The organism is Streptomyces sp. NPDC103540 (assembly GCF_055584445.1).
On the sequence record NZ_JBVJMA010000001.1, the window covers coordinates 526,988 to 541,812 of the forward strand.

The window sequence follows — 14,825 nt, forward strand, 5'->3', positions numbered from 1 at the left end:
CATTGTCCAGGTCGGGCCCGGGAGGGCAGGATGACGGGCATGACGCACGCGATGCAGAAGGGCTCGAACATCCCGGTGGCCCCCGTGGCGGTCCGGGCGGTGCTGCGCTGGACCACGGGGCCCGAGGTGCCGGACGTGGACGCCTCGGCGCTGCTCGTGGGCGCGGACGGGCGCGTGCGCTCGGACGAGGACTTCGTGTTCTACAACCAGCCCCGTCACCCGTCCGGGGCCGTCTGGCGGCTGGGGAAGAAGCAGGTCGGCGACGCGGTCACCGACGCCGTCCAGGCCGATCTGCGTGCGGTCACCCCCGCCGTGGACCGGATCCTGGTCGTGGCCTCCGCCGAGGACGTGCCCTTCCAGCGGGTGCGCGACCTGCGGATCCTGCTCTACGACGCCACCCCGGGCGGCGGCCCCGAGCCGCTGGCCCACTTCGACGTGCGGCCCGAGACGGGCGCCGAGACGGCCCTGATGTGCGGGGAGCTGTACCGCCGGGGCGAGGGGTGGAAGTTCCGCGCGCTGGGCGAGGGCTACGTCGACGGGCTCGTGGGCCTGGCCACCGACCACGGCATCTCGGTCGACGAGAACGCCGCCGAGGGCGGTGAGGGCGCCGGCGACGCGGCCTCCGCCGCCTCCACCCCGGCGGCGGGCGGCGACGACCGGACGGCCGCGATGCGCCCGCCGGTGCTGGCTCCGCCGGTGCCGGCCGCCCCGCCCACGCAGGCCCCGCCGGCCGCGCAGCCCGCGTACGGGTACCCGCAGCCGGTCTCCCCGGCCCCGGTCCCGGCCCCGGGCGGCGACCCGGCGTTCCGGCTGCCGGTGCAGGGCCCTCAGTTCATCCGCCGCTGAACCCCGCCGCCGAACCCGCAGCCGGCCGCCCGCCGCCGAACCCGCCGGGGCCCCGACCGCGGGCCCCTGACCGGGCCCCGGGCCGGGGCTCCGTCCGGGGCTCCGTCCGGCACTCCGGTCAGGCCTTGGTGCTCTTGTAGCCCCGGCCCCACTGGAGCCCCCACCCGTAGAGGCGGTCCAGCTCGGCCTGGAACCCGTACACGAACTTCACCTCGCGCCGCACGATCAGCTCGCCCTTGACGCTCTCCAGGGAGACCACGGCGCAGGAGCGGGCCTGCGGCTGCCGCTCGTCCAGCGGGATCTCGATCCGCGGGCCGGTGACCGGGTAGAGGGTCACCAGCGCGTGCGTCCGGTCGAAGGCCGGCGTCTGGTCGTAGATGTAGACGAAGACCAGCAGGCGCTTGATCTTGTCGGCGTGGTCGAGGTTGATGTACAGCGTCTCCCCGGAGGCGGAGCCGAAGCGGTCGTCGCCGCTGAGCTTCACGTACGGGGGATCGTTCAGGTCTCCCAGCAGGTTCCCGAGCGGCTGGACGGCGCCCCGCGTGCCGTCGGTCAGCTCGTACAGGCAGCCCATGTCGAGGTCGACGTTGACCATGCCCTGGGTGTGGGCCTGCACCATGTCGGGTTTGAACAGTTTGAACGGATGCCGCAGCAGGCTGCCGCTCGGGCCCGACCTGCCGCCGATGTCGGAGGTGCGCATCCGCCAGGAGAGGTTCACGCGCAGATTGCCGTGCACCGCCTGCTGGCGCGTCAGCGACACCGTGGGCTGCCTCCTGGTCAGCTCGATCGCGTTCGACGAGGCGTGGCCCGAGTCGAACCCCATGGCTCGGGCGCCCCTGATCCCGTCGAAGAACCCCATGTCCCCACTCCCCCCAGATCCCCTCTTCCCCTCCCGCACGTGCGGGCCGCACATGCGAACGGGGCGGCCCGCAGGTCCGTGGACCACTGGGCCGCCCCGCATCCAGAGCGTTCCGCATTACCGGCGAGGTCATGCCTCGGCGGCGGAACCCTCCAGTTCCATGCGCTTGTTGCGTCGCACCGAGGACCAGAAGGACCAGGCGATGAGGATGACGCCGATGCTGCCGGTGATGACCTCGGGGATCTCGTACTGGATGGTGACCAGCAGGAGCACCGCGAGGGCGCCGATCGCGTAGTGGGCGCCGTGCTCCAGGTAGACGTAGTCGTCCAGGGTGCCCTCGCGGACGAGGTAGACCGTCAGCGAACGGACGTACATGGCACCGATGCCGAGGCCCAGGGCCATGAGCACGATGTCGTTGGTGACGGCGAAGGCGCCGATGACCCCGTCGAAGGAGAAGGAGGCGTCGAGGACTTCGAGGTAGAGGAACATGAAGAAGGCGGCCTTGCCGGCCATGGCGACGGCCGTGACGGGCTTGCCGCTCTTCTTGGCCGCTTCCTCCGCCTCGTGCTCGGCTTCCTCCTCTTCCTCCAGCTTGTTCTCGAAGTAGCCGGAGAGGCCGCCGACGATCATGTACGTGATCAGGCCGAGGACGCCGGACATCAGGACGGTCTGCGCCTTGTCGACGTGCATGCCGCCGTGCTGGTGGGCGTTGGCGCCGACGGTCATGGAGGCGACGACCAGGACGATCAGCGCGATGCACGCGGAGAGCATGTCGACCTTGCCGAGCTTGGCGAGCGGGCGCTCCAGCCAGGCGAGCCACTTGATGTCACGGTCCTCGAAGATGAAGTCGAGGAAGATCATCAGCAGGAACATGCCACCGAAGGCGGCGATGGACGGGTGGGCGTCCGTCACGAGCTGCTGGTACATCTCCTTGTCGGTCATCGCGAGATCGACGGCCTCGATGGGCCCGATCTTGGCACTGACGGCCACGATGACGACGGGGAAGACCAGGCGCATGCCGAACACGGCGATGAGCACACCGATCGTGAGGAAGATCTTCTGCCAGAAGGCATTCATCTTCTTCAGGATTCCGGCGTTGACCACCGCGTTGTCGAAGGACAGCGAGATTTCGAGGATCGACAGGATCGCCACGATCCCAAAAGCGGTCCACCCCCCGTAGAACACCGCTGCGACCAGACCGAGCGCAGTGACTGCGAACGACCAGCCGAAGGTTTTGAGAACCACTGGCACCCCATCGTCTTGTACGGCTTTACGAAACGTTGACCCCGAAGTCTAGAGCGATGCCCCTGAGGCCCGACGCGTACCCCTGTCCTACGGCACGGAACTTCCATTCGCCGCCGTAGCGGTAGACCTCGCCGAAGATCATCGCGGTCTCGCTGGAGGCGTCCTCGGTGAGGTCGTAGCGGGCCAGTTCCTGGTCGTCCGCCATGTTGACCACGCGGATGAAGGCGTTGCTCACCTGGCCGAAGCTCTGCCGGCGGGAATCCGCCTCGTGGATCGAGACCGGGAAGACGATCTTGTCCACGCGCTCGGGCACCTTGGTGAGGTCGATGATGATCGACTCGTCGTCGCCGTCACCCTCGCCGGTGAGGTTGTCCCCGGTGTGTTCGACGGAGCCCTCGGGGCTCTTGAGGTTGTTGTAGAAGATGAAGTACGCGTCCCCGAGCACACGGCCGCTGTTGCACAGCAGCGCGCTCGCGTCGAGGTCGAAGTCCGCCCCCGTGGTCGAGCGCGCGTCCCATCCGAGACCGATCAGAACCCGGGTGAGGTTCGGTGCGGCCTTGGACAGGGAGACGTTGCCCCCCTTGGCGAGTGTGACGCCCATGATGTGGTCCTCCCCGGACGACGTGGTGGTGATGGCGAAGCCACCGTGACCGTGGTGGCAAAGCCGGTCCGGCGCCGTACACACAGTGCACGGCGCCGGACGGACGGACTGCTCTTCGGACTCAGACGTTGACGCCGAAGTCCTGCGCGATGCCGCGCAGACCCGAGGCGTACCCCTGGCCGATCGCGCGGAACTTCCACTCCGCGCCGTTGCGGTACAGCTCGCCGAAGACCATGGCGGTCTCGGTCGAGGCGTCCTCGGAGAGGTCGTAGCGGGCCAGCTCGGTGTTGTCGGCCTGGTTCACGACGCGGATGTAGGCGTTGCGGACCTGGCCGAAGCTCTGCTGGCGGCTCTCGGCCTCGTAGATCGAGACGGGGAAGACGATCTTGGCGACATCGCCCGGGACGCCTGCGAGGTTGACCTTGATGGCCTCGTCGTCGCCCTCGCCCTCACCGGTGGTGTTGTCACCGGTGTGCTCGACCGAGCCGTCGGGGCTCTTCAGGTTGTTGAAGAACACGAAGTTCGCGTCGCTGGCGACCTTGCCCTGGTCGTTGGTCAGGATCGCGCTGGCGTCGAGGTCGAAGTCGACACCGGTGGTGGTGCGAGCGTCCCAGCCCAGACCGACGATGACCGCCGTCAGGTTAGGCGCGGCCTTGGTCAGCGAGACGTTGCCGCCCTTGCTGAGGCTGACTCCCACGGGTCCTCCATTGGTATGTGTGTGGGGCGGGGCCCCGTCGTGCGATTGCTACAGGATCAACGGTTCGATCCTAGTGACGGGTTCCCGCCCGCAGGCGGTTTTCGGACGGAGCGGCCCGCGCGAACGCGCCGGGCCGCTCCGTCCGGGATGATCAGAGGCTGTCGAGGGCCTTGATGTACTCGTTCAGGTCACGCGCGTCGGGCAGCCCGTTGACGACGGTCCAGCGCACGACGCCGTCCTTGTCGATGACGAAGGTGCCGCGCACCGCGCAGCCCTTCTCCTCGTCGAAGACGCCGTAGGCGCGGGAGGTCTCGCCGTGCGGCCAGAAGTCGGACAGCAGCGGGTAGTCCAGGCCCTCCTGCTCGGCGAAGACGCGCAGCGTCGGCACGGAGTCGTTGGAGACGGCGAGGAGCTGGACGTCGTCGTTCTGGAAGCGGGGGAGCTGGTCGCGCAGCTCGCACAGCTCGCCGGTGCAGACGCCGGTGAAGGCGAACGGGTAGAAGAGCAGCACGACGGCCTTCTCCCCCCGGAAGTCGGAGAGCCGCACGGTCGCGCCGTGGTTGTCCTTGAGCTCGAAGTCCGGGGCCTTGCTACCGACCTCGATCGCCATCTGTCGCGTCCCTTCGTCCTTGGATCGCCCCGCACTGGGGCCGTTCGAGTGAAGCCCAGCCTAGGGCTTCGATCCCGCTGTCGGCGGGGGTGGAACGAACACACCCCGCCGACCGCGGGGATTCCGGGTCGGCGGGGTGTGTTTCCGCTTGGCTGCGGGGCGCGGCTCAGCGCTTCTTGGCGGTCTTCGGCTTGGTCAGCTTGGTGGAGGTCCACTCCTTGCCGACCGGCAGGCCCTTCGCCAGCGAGAGGCCGGCCGTGGTGGAGGCCTCGCTGATGTCGCTGGCCTCGACGTAGCCGTCACGGCCCGTCTTGGGGGTCAGCAGCAGGATCAGTGCGCCGTCCTCGACCAGCTCGGTCGCGTCGACCAGGGCGTCCGTCAGGTCGCCGTCCTCGTCGCGGAACCACAGCAGCACCGCGTCGGCGACGTCGTCGTAGTCCTCGTCGGCAAGCTCACTGACGAGGCTCTCGACAGTTTCACGGAAATCCTGATCGACGTCCTCGTCGTAGCCGATCTCCTGGACCACCTGTTCGGACTGGAAACCCAGCCGGGCGGCCAGGCTCTCCGCGTGGTCCGCGGTCGCGCTCACGGGGTGCCTCCTGCTCATGTTCGGTGAATGTCTTTCGGCGGCGCGCGTACGCGCAGCATTGGGCGTAGTCCACACGGGCGCGGCGGATCGCGCAAGTACCCGGCCGTCGGGACCGCCGAAACGGTGACGATTACGGCCGTCTCGCCGCAACTTTCAGGCTTCCCCGGCGCACCGCTGGTGATTCATCCCACACGATTCCGACTCATTCGACATCGCATGAGGACTTTCCTACCTGTTTGAGGGACGAACGGCCTTACGAACCCCCTGATCGACTTGAGCGTAAGGTTGCGGTTTGACCAGGCGCGCGACCCGGCCCGCCGGCCGCTCCTTCTCCGCTCCAGGTGTTACCCAGTGGTAGAGGTGAAGATTTCGGCCGGGCGTAAGACCATGGGAGGCGGCGACCCAAGGCACGACTCCCCCGACAGCGAAGGAACAGCGTGGCTTCCGCATCCGATCGCAATCCGATCATCATTGGCGGCCTGCCGAGTCAGGTCCCGGACTTCGATCCGGAGGAGACGCAGGAGTGGCTCGACTCCCTGGACGCCGCCGTCGACGAGCGGGGCCGTGAACGGGCCCGCTACCTGATGCTGCGACTGATCGAGCGGGCCCGCGAGAAGCGCGTGGCCGTGCCGGAGATGCGCAGCACGGACTACGTCAACACGATCGCCACCAAGGACGAGCCGTTCTTCCCCGGCAACGAGGAGATCGAGCGCAAGGTCCTGAACGCCACCCGCTGGAACGCCGCGGTGATGGTCTCGCGGGCCCAGCGTCCGGGCATCGGCGTCGGCGGTCACATCGCGACCTTCGCCTCCTCCGCCTCCCTCTACGACGTGGGCTTCAACCACTTCTTCCGGGGCAAGGACGAGGGCGACGGCGGCGACCAGATCTTCTTCCAGGGTCACGCCTCCCCCGGCATCTACGCCCGCGCCTACCTCCTGGACCGGCTCTCCGAGCAGCAGCTCGACGCGTTCCGGCAGGAGAAGTCGAAGGCCCCGTACGGTCTGTCCAGCTACCCGCACCCGCGGTTGATGCCGGACTTCTGGGAGTTCCCGACGGTCTCGATGGGCCTGGGTCCCCTGGGGGCGATCTACCAGGCGCGGATGAACCGGTACATGGAGGCCCGCGGGATCGCGGACACCTCCAAGTCCCACGTGTGGGCCTACCTCGGCGACGGCGAGATGGACGAGCCGGAGTCGCTGGGGCAGCTGTCGATCGCCGCCCGCGAGGGGCTCGACAACCTCACCTTCGTCGTGAACTGCAACCTCCAGCGCCTCGACGGCCCGGTGCGCGGCAACGGCAAGATCATCCAGGAGCTGGAGTCGCAGTTCCGCGGCGCCGGCTGGAACGTCATCAAGCTGATCTGGGACCGTTCCTGGGACCCGCTGCTCGCGCAGGACCGCGACGGCATCCTGGTCAACCGGATGAACTCGACGCCGGACGGGCAGTTCCAGACGTACGCCACCGAGACGGGCGCGTACATCCGCGAGCACTTCTTCGGCGACGACCAGCGGCTGCGGGCGATGGTCGAGAACATGAGCGACCAGCAGCTGCTGCACCTGGGGCGCGGTGGCCACGACCACAAGAAGATCTACGCGGCCTACGCGGCGGCCAAGGCCCACAAGGGCCAGCCGACGGTGATCCTCGCGCAGACGGTCAAGGGCTGGACGCTCGGCCCGAACTTCGAGGGCCGCAACGCGACGCACCAGATGAAGAAGCTGACGGTCGACGACCTCAAGCGCTTCCGCGACCGCCTGCACATCCCGGTGACGGACGCCCAGCTGGAGAACGGCGCCCCGCCGTACTACCACCCGGGTCCGAACTCGCCCGAGATCCAGTACATGCACGACCGGCGCAGCGCGCTGGGCGGTTACGTGCCGACGCGCGTGGTGCGCGCCAAGCCGCTGCAGCTGCCGGACGACAAGGCCTACGCGTCCGCGAAGAAGGGCTCCGGGCAGCAGTCGATCGCCACGACGATGGCGTTCGTCCGCGTCCTGAAGGACCTGATGCGGGACAAGGAGATCGGCAAGCGGTTCGTGCTGATCGCGCCGGACGAGTACCGCACGTTCGGCATGGACGCGTTCTTCCCGAGCGCCAAGATCTACAACCCGTTGGGGCAGCAGTACGAGGCGGTCGACCGCGACCTCCTGCTCGCGTACAAGGAGTCCCCGACCGGCCAGATGCTGCACGACGGCATCTCGGAGGCCGGTTGCACGGCCTCGCTGATCGCGGCGGGTTCGGCGTACGCGACGCACGGCGAGCCGCTGATCCCGGTCTACGTCTTCTACTCGATGTTCGGTTTCCAGCGCACCGGTGACCAGTTCTGGCAGATGGCCGACCAGCTGGCGCGCGGTTTCGTGCTGGGCGCGACCGCGGGCCGGACCACCCTCACGGGTGAGGGCCTCCAGCACGCCGACGGTCACTCCCAGCTGCTGGCGTCGACGAACCCGGGCTGCGTGGCGTACGACCCGGCCTACGGGTACGAGATCGCGCACATCGTCAAGGACGGTCTGCGGCGGATGTACGGCCCCGACGCGGAGGACGTCTTCTACTACCTGACGGTCTACAACGAGCCGATCCAGCACCCGGCCGAGCCGGCCGACGTGGACGTGGACGGCATCCTCAAGGGCATCCACCGGGTGGCGCGGGGCGAGTCGGGAGCGATCCCGGCGCAGATCCTGGCGTCCGGTGTGGGCGTGCCGTGGGCCCTGGAGGCGCAGCGGATCCTGGCGGCCGAGTGGAACGTCCGGGCGGACGTCTGGTCGGCGACCTCCTGGAACGAGCTGCGGCGCGATGCCATCGAGGTGGAGGAGCACAACCTGCTCCACCCCGAGGAGGAGCAGCGCGTGCCGTACGTGACGCGGAAGCTGTCCGGTGCCGAGGGGCCGTTCGTGGCGGTCTCGGACTGGATGCGCGCGGTGCCGGACCAGATCTCGCGCTGGGTGCCGGGTTCGTACACCTCGCTGGGCGCGGACGGTTTCGGTTTCGCGGACACGCGGGGCGCGGCGCGGCGCTACTTCCACATCGACGCCCAGTCGGTGGTCCTGGCGACGCTGACCGAGCTGGCCCGCGAGGGCAAGGTCGACCGGTCGGTGCTCAAGCAGGCGGTGGACCGCTACCGGCTGCTGGACGTGAGCGCGGCCGACCCGGGCGCCGCCGGCGGCGACGCGTAGCGACGGCGCAGGCCGTGGCGGTGGCGAAGGCCGCCGCGACGGCGGTGGGCACGGTCGTGTGAGGGGTGTCGGGACGCGGGTCCCGGCGCCCCTCGCGCGTTCCCTACGATGCCTGGCATGAAGGAACCCTCACGTCAGGCCCGGTGGGAGCGCCGTACGCAGGTCCCGCTGCTGGTGCTCGCCGGGGCCTTCGCCCTCGCCTACGCGGTGCCCATCGTCGTACCCGACGCGGACGCGGGGGTGCTGCGGGCCTGTACGTACGCGGAGTGGGTGGTGTGGGCCGCCTTCGCCGCCGACTACCTCGTCAGGCTGGGCCTGGCGACGGACCGGCGGGTGTTCGTGCGTACGCACTGGCTGGACCTGGCCGCGGTGGTGCTGCCGCTCGTCCAGCCGCTGCGGCTGCTGCGGCTGGTGGCGACGCTGCTGCTGGTGGGCCGGCGGGCCCGGATGGCGCCGCAGATCCGGCTGACGACGTACGTGGCCGGGGCGGTGGTCGGGCTGCTGATGTTCGGCTCCCTGGCCGTGCTGAGCGTGGAACGGGACGCCCCGGACGGCAACATCAAGAACCTGGGCGACGCGGTGTGGTGGTCCTTCACCACCATGACGACGGTCGGGTACGGGGACCACTCCCCCACCACGGGACTGGGACGGGTCCTCGCGGTCGGGCTGATGCTGTCGGGGATCGCGCTGCTGGGTGTGGTGACCGCCAACATCGCCGCCTGGTTCATCGCCCGTTTCGAGCGGGACGACCAGGCGGAACGGCTCCAGTTGGCGGCCATCCGCGAGCTCCAGGGCGAGGTACGGGCGCTGCGCGCCGAGGTGGCCCGGCTCGGCGCCGGCCCCTGCGCGACGGCGGAGCCGGCGCCCGGCGCCCGGGGCGGCCCCGCCCCGGTGCCGGACCAGGGCGGCGGCGCGGCCGGCGACGGCCGCGCTCAGGCGCTCACCGCTCCCACACCTTGAAGGCCCTGACCTGGTAGGGCGACTGGGGCAGCCAGACGCCGTCGCCGGGGTAGGTCTGGAACTCGCCGGTCTCCTGGCACTCGGCGGACTGGTACGTGGTCACCGGGCGCCCGGTGCGGTTGGTGAGGGACTGCGCGCTGGTCCCGGCGGGCAGGGCGGTGCAGCTGTTGATGTCGAGGGTGCTCAGCTCGTGGGTGTGGCGGGTCCCCTTGAAGTCGGCCTTGGCCCACAGGCACAGCTGTCCGGTGGCGCAGGCCCCCAGGGGCGGCGGCCCCGCGGCGTGCGCGCCGCCGGCGGCGCCCGGGACGAGCGCGGCGGCGGCCAGGAGGACGGCGGCGAGGGTGGTGACGGGTGCGGTGCTCCACGTACGCATGACGGAATCGACTCCTCGTTGACGAACGGCCCCCGGACGGTCTCCGAAGGCTCCGTGGCACCACGCTGACCTGCGTGAACGGTCGGGCGGAAGGGAGTGCGGGCGGGTCCACCCTGATAGGCGACGGCCCCGCCGGAACCGTCCGGCGGGGCTGTCGCGGTGTGCGGGTTGACCGGGGCGTGACCCCTCGGCGGGCCGGTCGTCAGAGGTGGGCGGCGCCCGCTCCGGCGGCGGCGTTCGCGCCGCGTTTGGTGAAGCAGGCGACGACCGCGGCGAGGACGGCGACGCCGCCGGCGACGGTGAAGGCCGTGCTCATGCCGGAGACGAAGGTGTCGTGGGCGACGGTGGCGATGGCGCGGGCGACCGGCTCGGGCGTGCCGGGCGGCACGGGGGCGTAGCCGACCTGGGCCGCCTTCTCGGCGAGGTCGAGTTGTTCGGGGGCGAGCGGGGGCAGCTGCGCGGCCTGCCACTTGTCCCCGAACGTGTCACCGACCCGGGCCGCCATGACCGCTCCGAGGACGGCGGTGCCGAGGCTGCCGCCGACCTGCATGGCGGCCTGCTGGAGTCCGCCGGCGACGCCGGAGAGCTCCAGCGGGGCGTTGCCGACGATGACCTCGGTGGCGCCGACCATGACGGGGGCGAGGCCGAGGCCCATGAGGGCGAACCACAGCGACATGGTGAGGGTGCCGGTGTCGGGGGTGAGCGCGGCCATCCCGAAGCACGCGGCGGCGGTGGCGACCATGCCGGCGACGAGCGGGACGCGCGGGCCGACCTTGCTGATCGCCACGCCGGCCAGCGGCGAGCCGATGATCATCATGCCGGTGAGCGGGAGCAGGTGCAGGCCGCTGTCGACGGGGCTCATGCCGTGGACGTTCTGCAGGTAGAAGGTGACGAAGAACAGGCCGCCCATGAAGGCGAAGGCCATCAGGACCATGAGCACGGTGCCGGCGGACAGCGGCAGCGAGCGGAACATGCCCAGCGGGATGAGCGGTTCGGCGACCTTGGTCTCCCACAGGGCGAAGAGCAGGAAGCACAGGACGGAGGCCCCGAGGAAGAGCAGGGTCTTCGGGTCGCCCCAGCCCCACTCGGCGGCCTTGATGAGCGCCCAGACGACGGAGAACATCGCGGCCGACAGGAGCAGGACGCCCAGCAGGTCGAAGGAGCGCGGGGCGCCGGCGGCGCGGTGGTCGAGCAGGATGAACAGGCCGAAGAGCAGCGCGACGATGCCGACGGGCACGTTGATGAAGAAGACCGACTGCCAGCTGACGTGCTCGACGAGCAGTCCGCCGACGATGGGCCCGGCCGCGGTCGAGGCGCCGATGACCATGCCCCAGATGCCGATGGCCATGTTGAGCTTCTCGGCGGGGAAGGTGGCGCGCAGCAGGCCGAGGGCGGCCGGCATCAGCAGGGCTCCGAAGACGCCCTGGGCGACGCGGAAGCCGATGACCAGGCCGACGCCGGTGGACAGGCCGATCGCGGCGGAGGAGAGCGCGAAGCCGGCGATGCCTATGAGGAAGGTCTGTCGGTGGCCGAAGCGGTCGCCGAGCTTCCCGGCGGTGATCAGGGAGACCGCGAGGGCCAGCAGGTAGCCGTTGGTGATCCATTGCACTTCGGCGAGGCTGGCGCCGAGGTCCTGCTGGATCGCGGGGTTGGCGACGGCGACGATCGTGCCGTCGAGGGTGACCATCATGACCCCGATCGCCACGGCGAAGAGGGTCAGCCAGGGGTGACCGCGCAGTCCGGACCGCGCCGGCGGTGCGCTCGGTTCCTTGGCGAGGGTGATCTGACTCGTCATGCGATCAGGCTAGTGACAGCGACTGACACTTCACAAACGGCTCAGCGTGACAGTCGCTGTCAGGTCCGTCACAGGTACCCTGACCGCTCACTCCGTGTCAGGAAGGACCCTTCGGTGATGACCGAACCGCGGCCGGCGCCAGGCGCCCCGGCGGCCGGGCTCCGCGAACGCAAGAAGCGCCGCACCCGCGACGCCCTCCTGCGCTCCGCCCTCCTCCTCTTCGTCTCCCAGGGCTACGAACAGACCACCGTCGACGAGATCACCGACGCGGTCGAGGTCTCCCAGCGCACCTTCTTCCGCTACTTCGCGAACAAGGAGGAGGTGGCCTTCGCGGTCCAGGACCTGGTCGAGTCGCACTTCCTCGCCGCCCTGCGGGCCCGACCCGCCGCCGAGAGCCCCTTCCAGGCCATGCGCGGCGCCGTGCTCGACGCCTGGGACACCGTCGACCAGGCCATTTCCGACGTGGTGCCGGTGGATCTCTACATGCGGGCCTACCGGCTGATCGAGTCCACCCCGGCCCTCCTCGCCGTCCACCTGCGGCGCTCGGCCCAACTGGAGGAGCAGGTCTCCCGGCTGATCGCCGCCCGCGAGGGACTCGACCTGGATTCCGATCCGCGCCCCCGGGTGGCCGTCGCCGCGTTCTGCGGCGTGATGCGCGTCACGGGCCGGCTCTGGGGTCAGGGCGAGGACACCAGCGTGGCCGCGATCCGCCGGATGACCGAGACCTACCTCGACCGGATCGGCCCGGCACTGGCCGACCACTGGCGCCCCGCCCCCGACCGGAACTGAACACCCGTCACCCGGGCCGCCACGCAGCGTGACGAAAAGGGGTGCGGGTCCCACGGTCGGCCGTGAGCCCTGTCACCCCGCACGCCACGGCCTCCAGTGGTCTCCTAGGCTGGCTCCAGTGAACCTGCCCGGCCACCCCGCCCCCACCCGCCACGAGGCCCCCGCGCGCCCCGCCGCCCTGCGCGCCCTGCTGGCGCTCGCGGTCGTCTTCATGATGCTCGCGACGACCGGCTGGACGGCCGTGCACCGCCCCGAGGCCGGGCCGGCGCCCCGCGCCGCCGCGCTCGCCGCGTGGGCCACGGCGCACGTCGACGGCCGGGCCGTCCCCGCCGCCGACGCGCCCGTACGCACGGTGGCCCGCTTCTTCTCCGAGCTCGACGGCCACCAGCGCGCCCGGCTCGCCGTCACCTACCCGCTCGTCGTCGGCAACCTCGACGGAGTCCCCGCCACCACCCGCTACCGGGCCAACCGCACCTCGCTCCAGAGCGCCCGCCTGGTGGAGCTGGCCCGCGCCAAGGACGTCGCCCTCACCCCCGCCGACCGGGCCACGGCCCTGCGCCGCGCGCACCGCTTCGAGTCCCTCGCCGAGGCCGACCGCCAGATCCTCGTCTTCGACCCCACCGGCGGCGGACTCGTCGCCGAGGTCTTCGGCGACCTCGACACGGCCCGCCGCGTCTCCGTGATCGTCCCCGGCGTGGACACCGACGCCCTCACCTTCGAACGCAGCAGCCGCCGCCTGACGGCCCCCGCCGGCATGGCCGAATCCCTCTACGACGCCGAGCGCGCCGCCGCCCCCGCCGAACGCACCGCCGTCGTCGCCTGGGCCGGCTACACCGCGCCCACCGGCGTCGGCGTCGACGCCGCCACCGGCCGACTCGCCGTCCAGGGCGCCGTCCGCCTGGCCTCCATGGCCGCGGCCCTGCCCGGGGACGCGAGCGTGGCCCTCTTCTGCCACAGCTACGGATCGGTGGTGTGCGGGGTCGCCGCCGACCGCCTCCCGCGACGGGTCACCGACCTGGTCGTCGCGGGCAGCCCCGGCATGCGGGCCGACAACGTCGCCGCCCTGCACACCTCCGCACGGGTCTGGGCGATGCGGGACGAGGGCGACTGGATCGCCGACGTACCGCACCTGGAACTCGGCGGGCTCGGCCACGGCGTCGACCCGGTGTCGCGGGAGTTCGGCGCACGCCTGGCGGCCTCGACCGGGGCCAAGAGCCACACCGGCTATTTCGAGCCGGGCACCGCCTCCCTCGACAACTTCGCCCGGATCGGAACCGGCGCGTTCTCTTCCGTCACCTGCGCCGACGACACCGCGGACTGCCGACGCGAAATCTCCGCCGACGAAGACCGCTGACGGGTGCCCTCCCCGGGTGACACGCGTAGCGTCCGGAAAAATCCTGCTGCGCGAGGAGGGGGGACGCGCGGGGGCGCGTCCCTTTACGATGTGCCGCATGGGTGACGTACTGGCCGGAAACCATGCGGTCTGGGAGCTCGACTCGGACTCGGTGCTCATCCGCTTCGTACGGGGGATACGCGCGCCACGGCTGTGGAACGCGCTGGGGACACGACGCATCCCCCTCGAAGCGCTGTCCGAGGTGACCGTGAGCACGGGCGCGGGCCGCCGGGACGCGGTGGTGCTGCGCGCCGCGCCCCGTCCCGGCGCCGATCCGCTGATGGAGGCTGCCGCCGGACAGCTGAAGGAGGTCTGCGACCCCTATCGGCTGGTCCTGCCCGCGGAGCGCGCGCCTCAGGCCGCGGCCTTCGCCGACGCGCTGCGCACCCGCCTGGGGCCCGCCGCGGGCGAGCCGGCGGACCGTTTCCTCGTGGAGGTCCCCCCGCCGCCGGTGCAGCTGAAGGCCTACGACGCCCGGGTGACCTTCGACGGCACGACGATCACCTTCCACTGGTCCCGTACGGGCGCCACCGGCACCAAGTGGAAGGCCGGCGACCAGCGTTGTCCGCTGTCGGCCCTCTCCGACGTCGAGTGGGTCTCCCCCGACGGCCCCGACGGCGGCCACCTGCGCCTCCTGCTGCGGGACACCGACCCCGACCCCCGGCCCGACCACGACCTCGCCTCGGCCGTCTTCGCCACCGGCGCCGGCGCCGTCCACCAGTCCCTGCCGTTCGCCGCGTCCGTCCTGGCCGCCCTCAAGGGCTCGGTCCGCCTCCACGGGGCCTGACGCCCCACCCGGGCGGACGCCCCACCCGGCCTGACGCCCCACCCGGCCTGACGCCCCACCCGGGCGGGCGGGCAGCCGGGCGGGCGGGCAGCCGGACGGACGGGCAGCCGG

14 protein-coding genes are annotated in these 14,825 nt (G+C 71.0%); 6 read left to right on the forward strand and 8 right to left on the reverse strand.

The annotated features are described in order from the left end of the window. Positions 1 to 39: 39 nt before the first annotated feature. Complete coding sequence (locus ACZ6ZI_RS02370) at positions 40 to 846, forward strand: TerD family protein (protein WP_469514729.1); 807 nt, start codon at positions 40 to 42, stop codon at positions 844 to 846. 118 nt (positions 847 to 964) lie between these two features. Here the strand turns inward: ACZ6ZI_RS02370 and ACZ6ZI_RS02375 are convergent, their stop codons facing one another. The 6 genes from ACZ6ZI_RS02375 to ACZ6ZI_RS02400 form a co-directional block, all read right to left on the reverse strand. Further along, positions 965 to 1,705: a TerD family protein gene (locus tag ACZ6ZI_RS02375; RefSeq protein ID WP_469514733.1), complete on the reverse strand. Its 741-nt coding sequence runs from the start codon at positions 1,703 to 1,705 to the stop codon at positions 965 to 967. Positions 1,706 to 1,834: 129 nt separating this feature from the next. Continuing rightward, the gene (locus ACZ6ZI_RS02380; protein WP_469514735.1) at positions 1,835 to 2,950 is read right to left on the reverse strand and encodes a DUF475 domain-containing protein; all 1,116 of its coding nucleotides are present in this window, start codon (positions 2,948 to 2,950) and stop codon (positions 1,835 to 1,837) included. A 25-nt stretch (positions 2,951 to 2,975) separates the two neighbouring features. Continuing rightward, on the reverse strand, positions 2,976 to 3,551 hold the full coding sequence (locus ACZ6ZI_RS02385) for a TerD family protein (RefSeq protein WP_363060845.1): 576 nt from the start codon (positions 3,549 to 3,551) through the stop codon (positions 2,976 to 2,978). A 121-nt stretch (positions 3,552 to 3,672) separates the two neighbouring features. Next, the gene (locus ACZ6ZI_RS02390) at positions 3,673 to 4,248 is read right to left on the reverse strand and encodes a TerD family protein (RefSeq protein ID WP_266788238.1); all 576 of its coding nucleotides are present in this window, start codon (positions 4,246 to 4,248) and stop codon (positions 3,673 to 3,675) included. Between the two features lie 151 nt (positions 4,249 to 4,399). Then, positions 4,400 to 4,858 (reverse strand): peroxiredoxin, encoded by a 459-nt coding sequence (locus tag ACZ6ZI_RS02395; RefSeq protein WP_363060847.1) that lies wholly within the window; start codon positions 4,856 to 4,858, stop codon positions 4,400 to 4,402. Positions 4,859 to 5,024: 166 nt separating this feature from the next. After that, entirely contained in the window at positions 5,025 to 5,447 is a 423-nt protein-coding gene (locus ACZ6ZI_RS02400; RefSeq protein ID WP_363060849.1) for a DUF3052 domain-containing protein, read from the reverse strand. A gap of 437 nt (positions 5,448 to 5,884) precedes the next feature. On the opposite strand from ACZ6ZI_RS02400, the gene aceE reads away from it, so the two are divergent. Both aceE and ACZ6ZI_RS02410 read left to right on the forward strand, forming a co-directional pair. Next, on the forward strand, positions 5,885 to 8,617 hold the full coding sequence (aceE, locus tag ACZ6ZI_RS02405; protein WP_363060851.1) for a pyruvate dehydrogenase (acetyl-transferring), homodimeric type: 2,733 nt from the start codon (positions 5,885 to 5,887) through the stop codon (positions 8,615 to 8,617). 117 nt (positions 8,618 to 8,734) lie between these two features. Further along, positions 8,735 to 9,577, forward strand: a complete 843-nt coding sequence (locus tag ACZ6ZI_RS02410) for a potassium channel family protein (RefSeq protein WP_469514741.1) — start codon at positions 8,735 to 8,737, stop codon at positions 9,575 to 9,577. Here the strand turns inward: ACZ6ZI_RS02410 and ACZ6ZI_RS02415 are convergent. Together ACZ6ZI_RS02415 and ACZ6ZI_RS02420 are read right to left on the reverse strand one after the other, a co-directional pair. Continuing rightward, on the reverse strand, positions 9,558 to 9,950 hold the full coding sequence (locus ACZ6ZI_RS02415; protein WP_363060855.1) for a peptidase inhibitor family I36 protein: 393 nt from the start codon (positions 9,948 to 9,950) through the stop codon (positions 9,558 to 9,560). The genes ACZ6ZI_RS02410 and ACZ6ZI_RS02415 overlap by 20 nt on opposite strands. 202 nt (positions 9,951 to 10,152) lie before the next feature. Further along, on the reverse strand, positions 10,153 to 11,745 hold the full coding sequence (locus ACZ6ZI_RS02420) for an MFS transporter (RefSeq protein WP_469514745.1): 1,593 nt from the start codon (positions 11,743 to 11,745) through the stop codon (positions 10,153 to 10,155). A gap of 117 nt (positions 11,746 to 11,862) precedes the next feature. Between ACZ6ZI_RS02420 and ACZ6ZI_RS02425 the strand changes: the two genes are divergently transcribed. The 3 genes from ACZ6ZI_RS02425 to ACZ6ZI_RS02435 all read left to right on the forward strand — a co-directional run bounded on the left by ACZ6ZI_RS02425 (position 11,863) and on the right by ACZ6ZI_RS02435 (position 14,714). Next, the gene (locus ACZ6ZI_RS02425) at positions 11,863 to 12,534 is read left to right on the forward strand and encodes a TetR/AcrR family transcriptional regulator (RefSeq protein ID WP_469514748.1); all 672 of its coding nucleotides are present in this window, start codon (positions 11,863 to 11,865) and stop codon (positions 12,532 to 12,534) included. Between the two features lie 211 nt (positions 12,535 to 12,745). After that, positions 12,746 to 13,888, forward strand: a complete 1,143-nt coding sequence (locus ACZ6ZI_RS02430; RefSeq protein ID WP_469515805.1) for an alpha/beta hydrolase — start codon at positions 12,746 to 12,748, stop codon at positions 13,886 to 13,888. Positions 13,889 to 13,985: 97 nt separating this feature from the next. Next, on the forward strand, positions 13,986 to 14,714 hold the full coding sequence (locus ACZ6ZI_RS02435) for a DUF4429 domain-containing protein (protein ID WP_469514751.1): 729 nt from the start codon (positions 13,986 to 13,988) through the stop codon (positions 14,712 to 14,714). Positions 14,715 to 14,825 lie beyond the last annotated feature (111 nt).

What these genes read in the sequence shown, in the direction of transcription:
- ACZ6ZI_RS02395 (WP_363060847.1), bottom strand. Translation starts at nt 4,858, where the DNA reads ATGGCGATCGAGGTCGGTAGCAAGGCCCCGGACTTCGAGCTCAAGGAC.
- ACZ6ZI_RS02430 (WP_469515805.1), top strand. Translation starts at nt 12,746, where the DNA reads ATGATGCTCGCGACGACCGGCTGGACGGCCGTGCACCGCCCCGAGGCC.
- ACZ6ZI_RS02415 (WP_363060855.1), bottom strand. Translation starts at nt 9,950, where the DNA reads ATGCGTACGTGGAGCACCGCACCCGTCACCACCCTCGCCGCCGTCCTC.
- ACZ6ZI_RS02385 (WP_363060845.1), bottom strand. Translation starts at nt 3,551, where the DNA reads ATGGGCGTCACACTCGCCAAGGGGGGCAACGTCTCCCTGTCCAAGGCC.
- ACZ6ZI_RS02435 (WP_469514751.1), top strand. Translation starts at nt 13,986, where the DNA reads ATGGGTGACGTACTGGCCGGAAACCATGCGGTCTGGGAGCTCGACTCG.
- ACZ6ZI_RS02375 (WP_469514733.1), bottom strand. Translation starts at nt 1,705, where the DNA reads ATGGGGTTCTTCGACGGGATCAGGGGCGCCCGAGCCATGGGGTTCGAC.
- ACZ6ZI_RS02410 (WP_469514741.1), top strand. Translation starts at nt 8,735, where the DNA reads ATGAAGGAACCCTCACGTCAGGCCCGGTGGGAGCGCCGTACGCAGGTC.
- ACZ6ZI_RS02420 (WP_469514745.1), bottom strand. Translation starts at nt 11,745, where the DNA reads ATGACGAGTCAGATCACCCTCGCCAAGGAACCGAGCGCACCGCCGGCG.
- ACZ6ZI_RS02370 (WP_469514729.1), top strand. Translation starts at nt 40, where the DNA reads ATGACGCACGCGATGCAGAAGGGCTCGAACATCCCGGTGGCCCCCGTG.
- ACZ6ZI_RS02425 (WP_469514748.1), top strand. Translation starts at nt 11,863, where the DNA reads ATGACCGAACCGCGGCCGGCGCCAGGCGCCCCGGCGGCCGGGCTCCGC.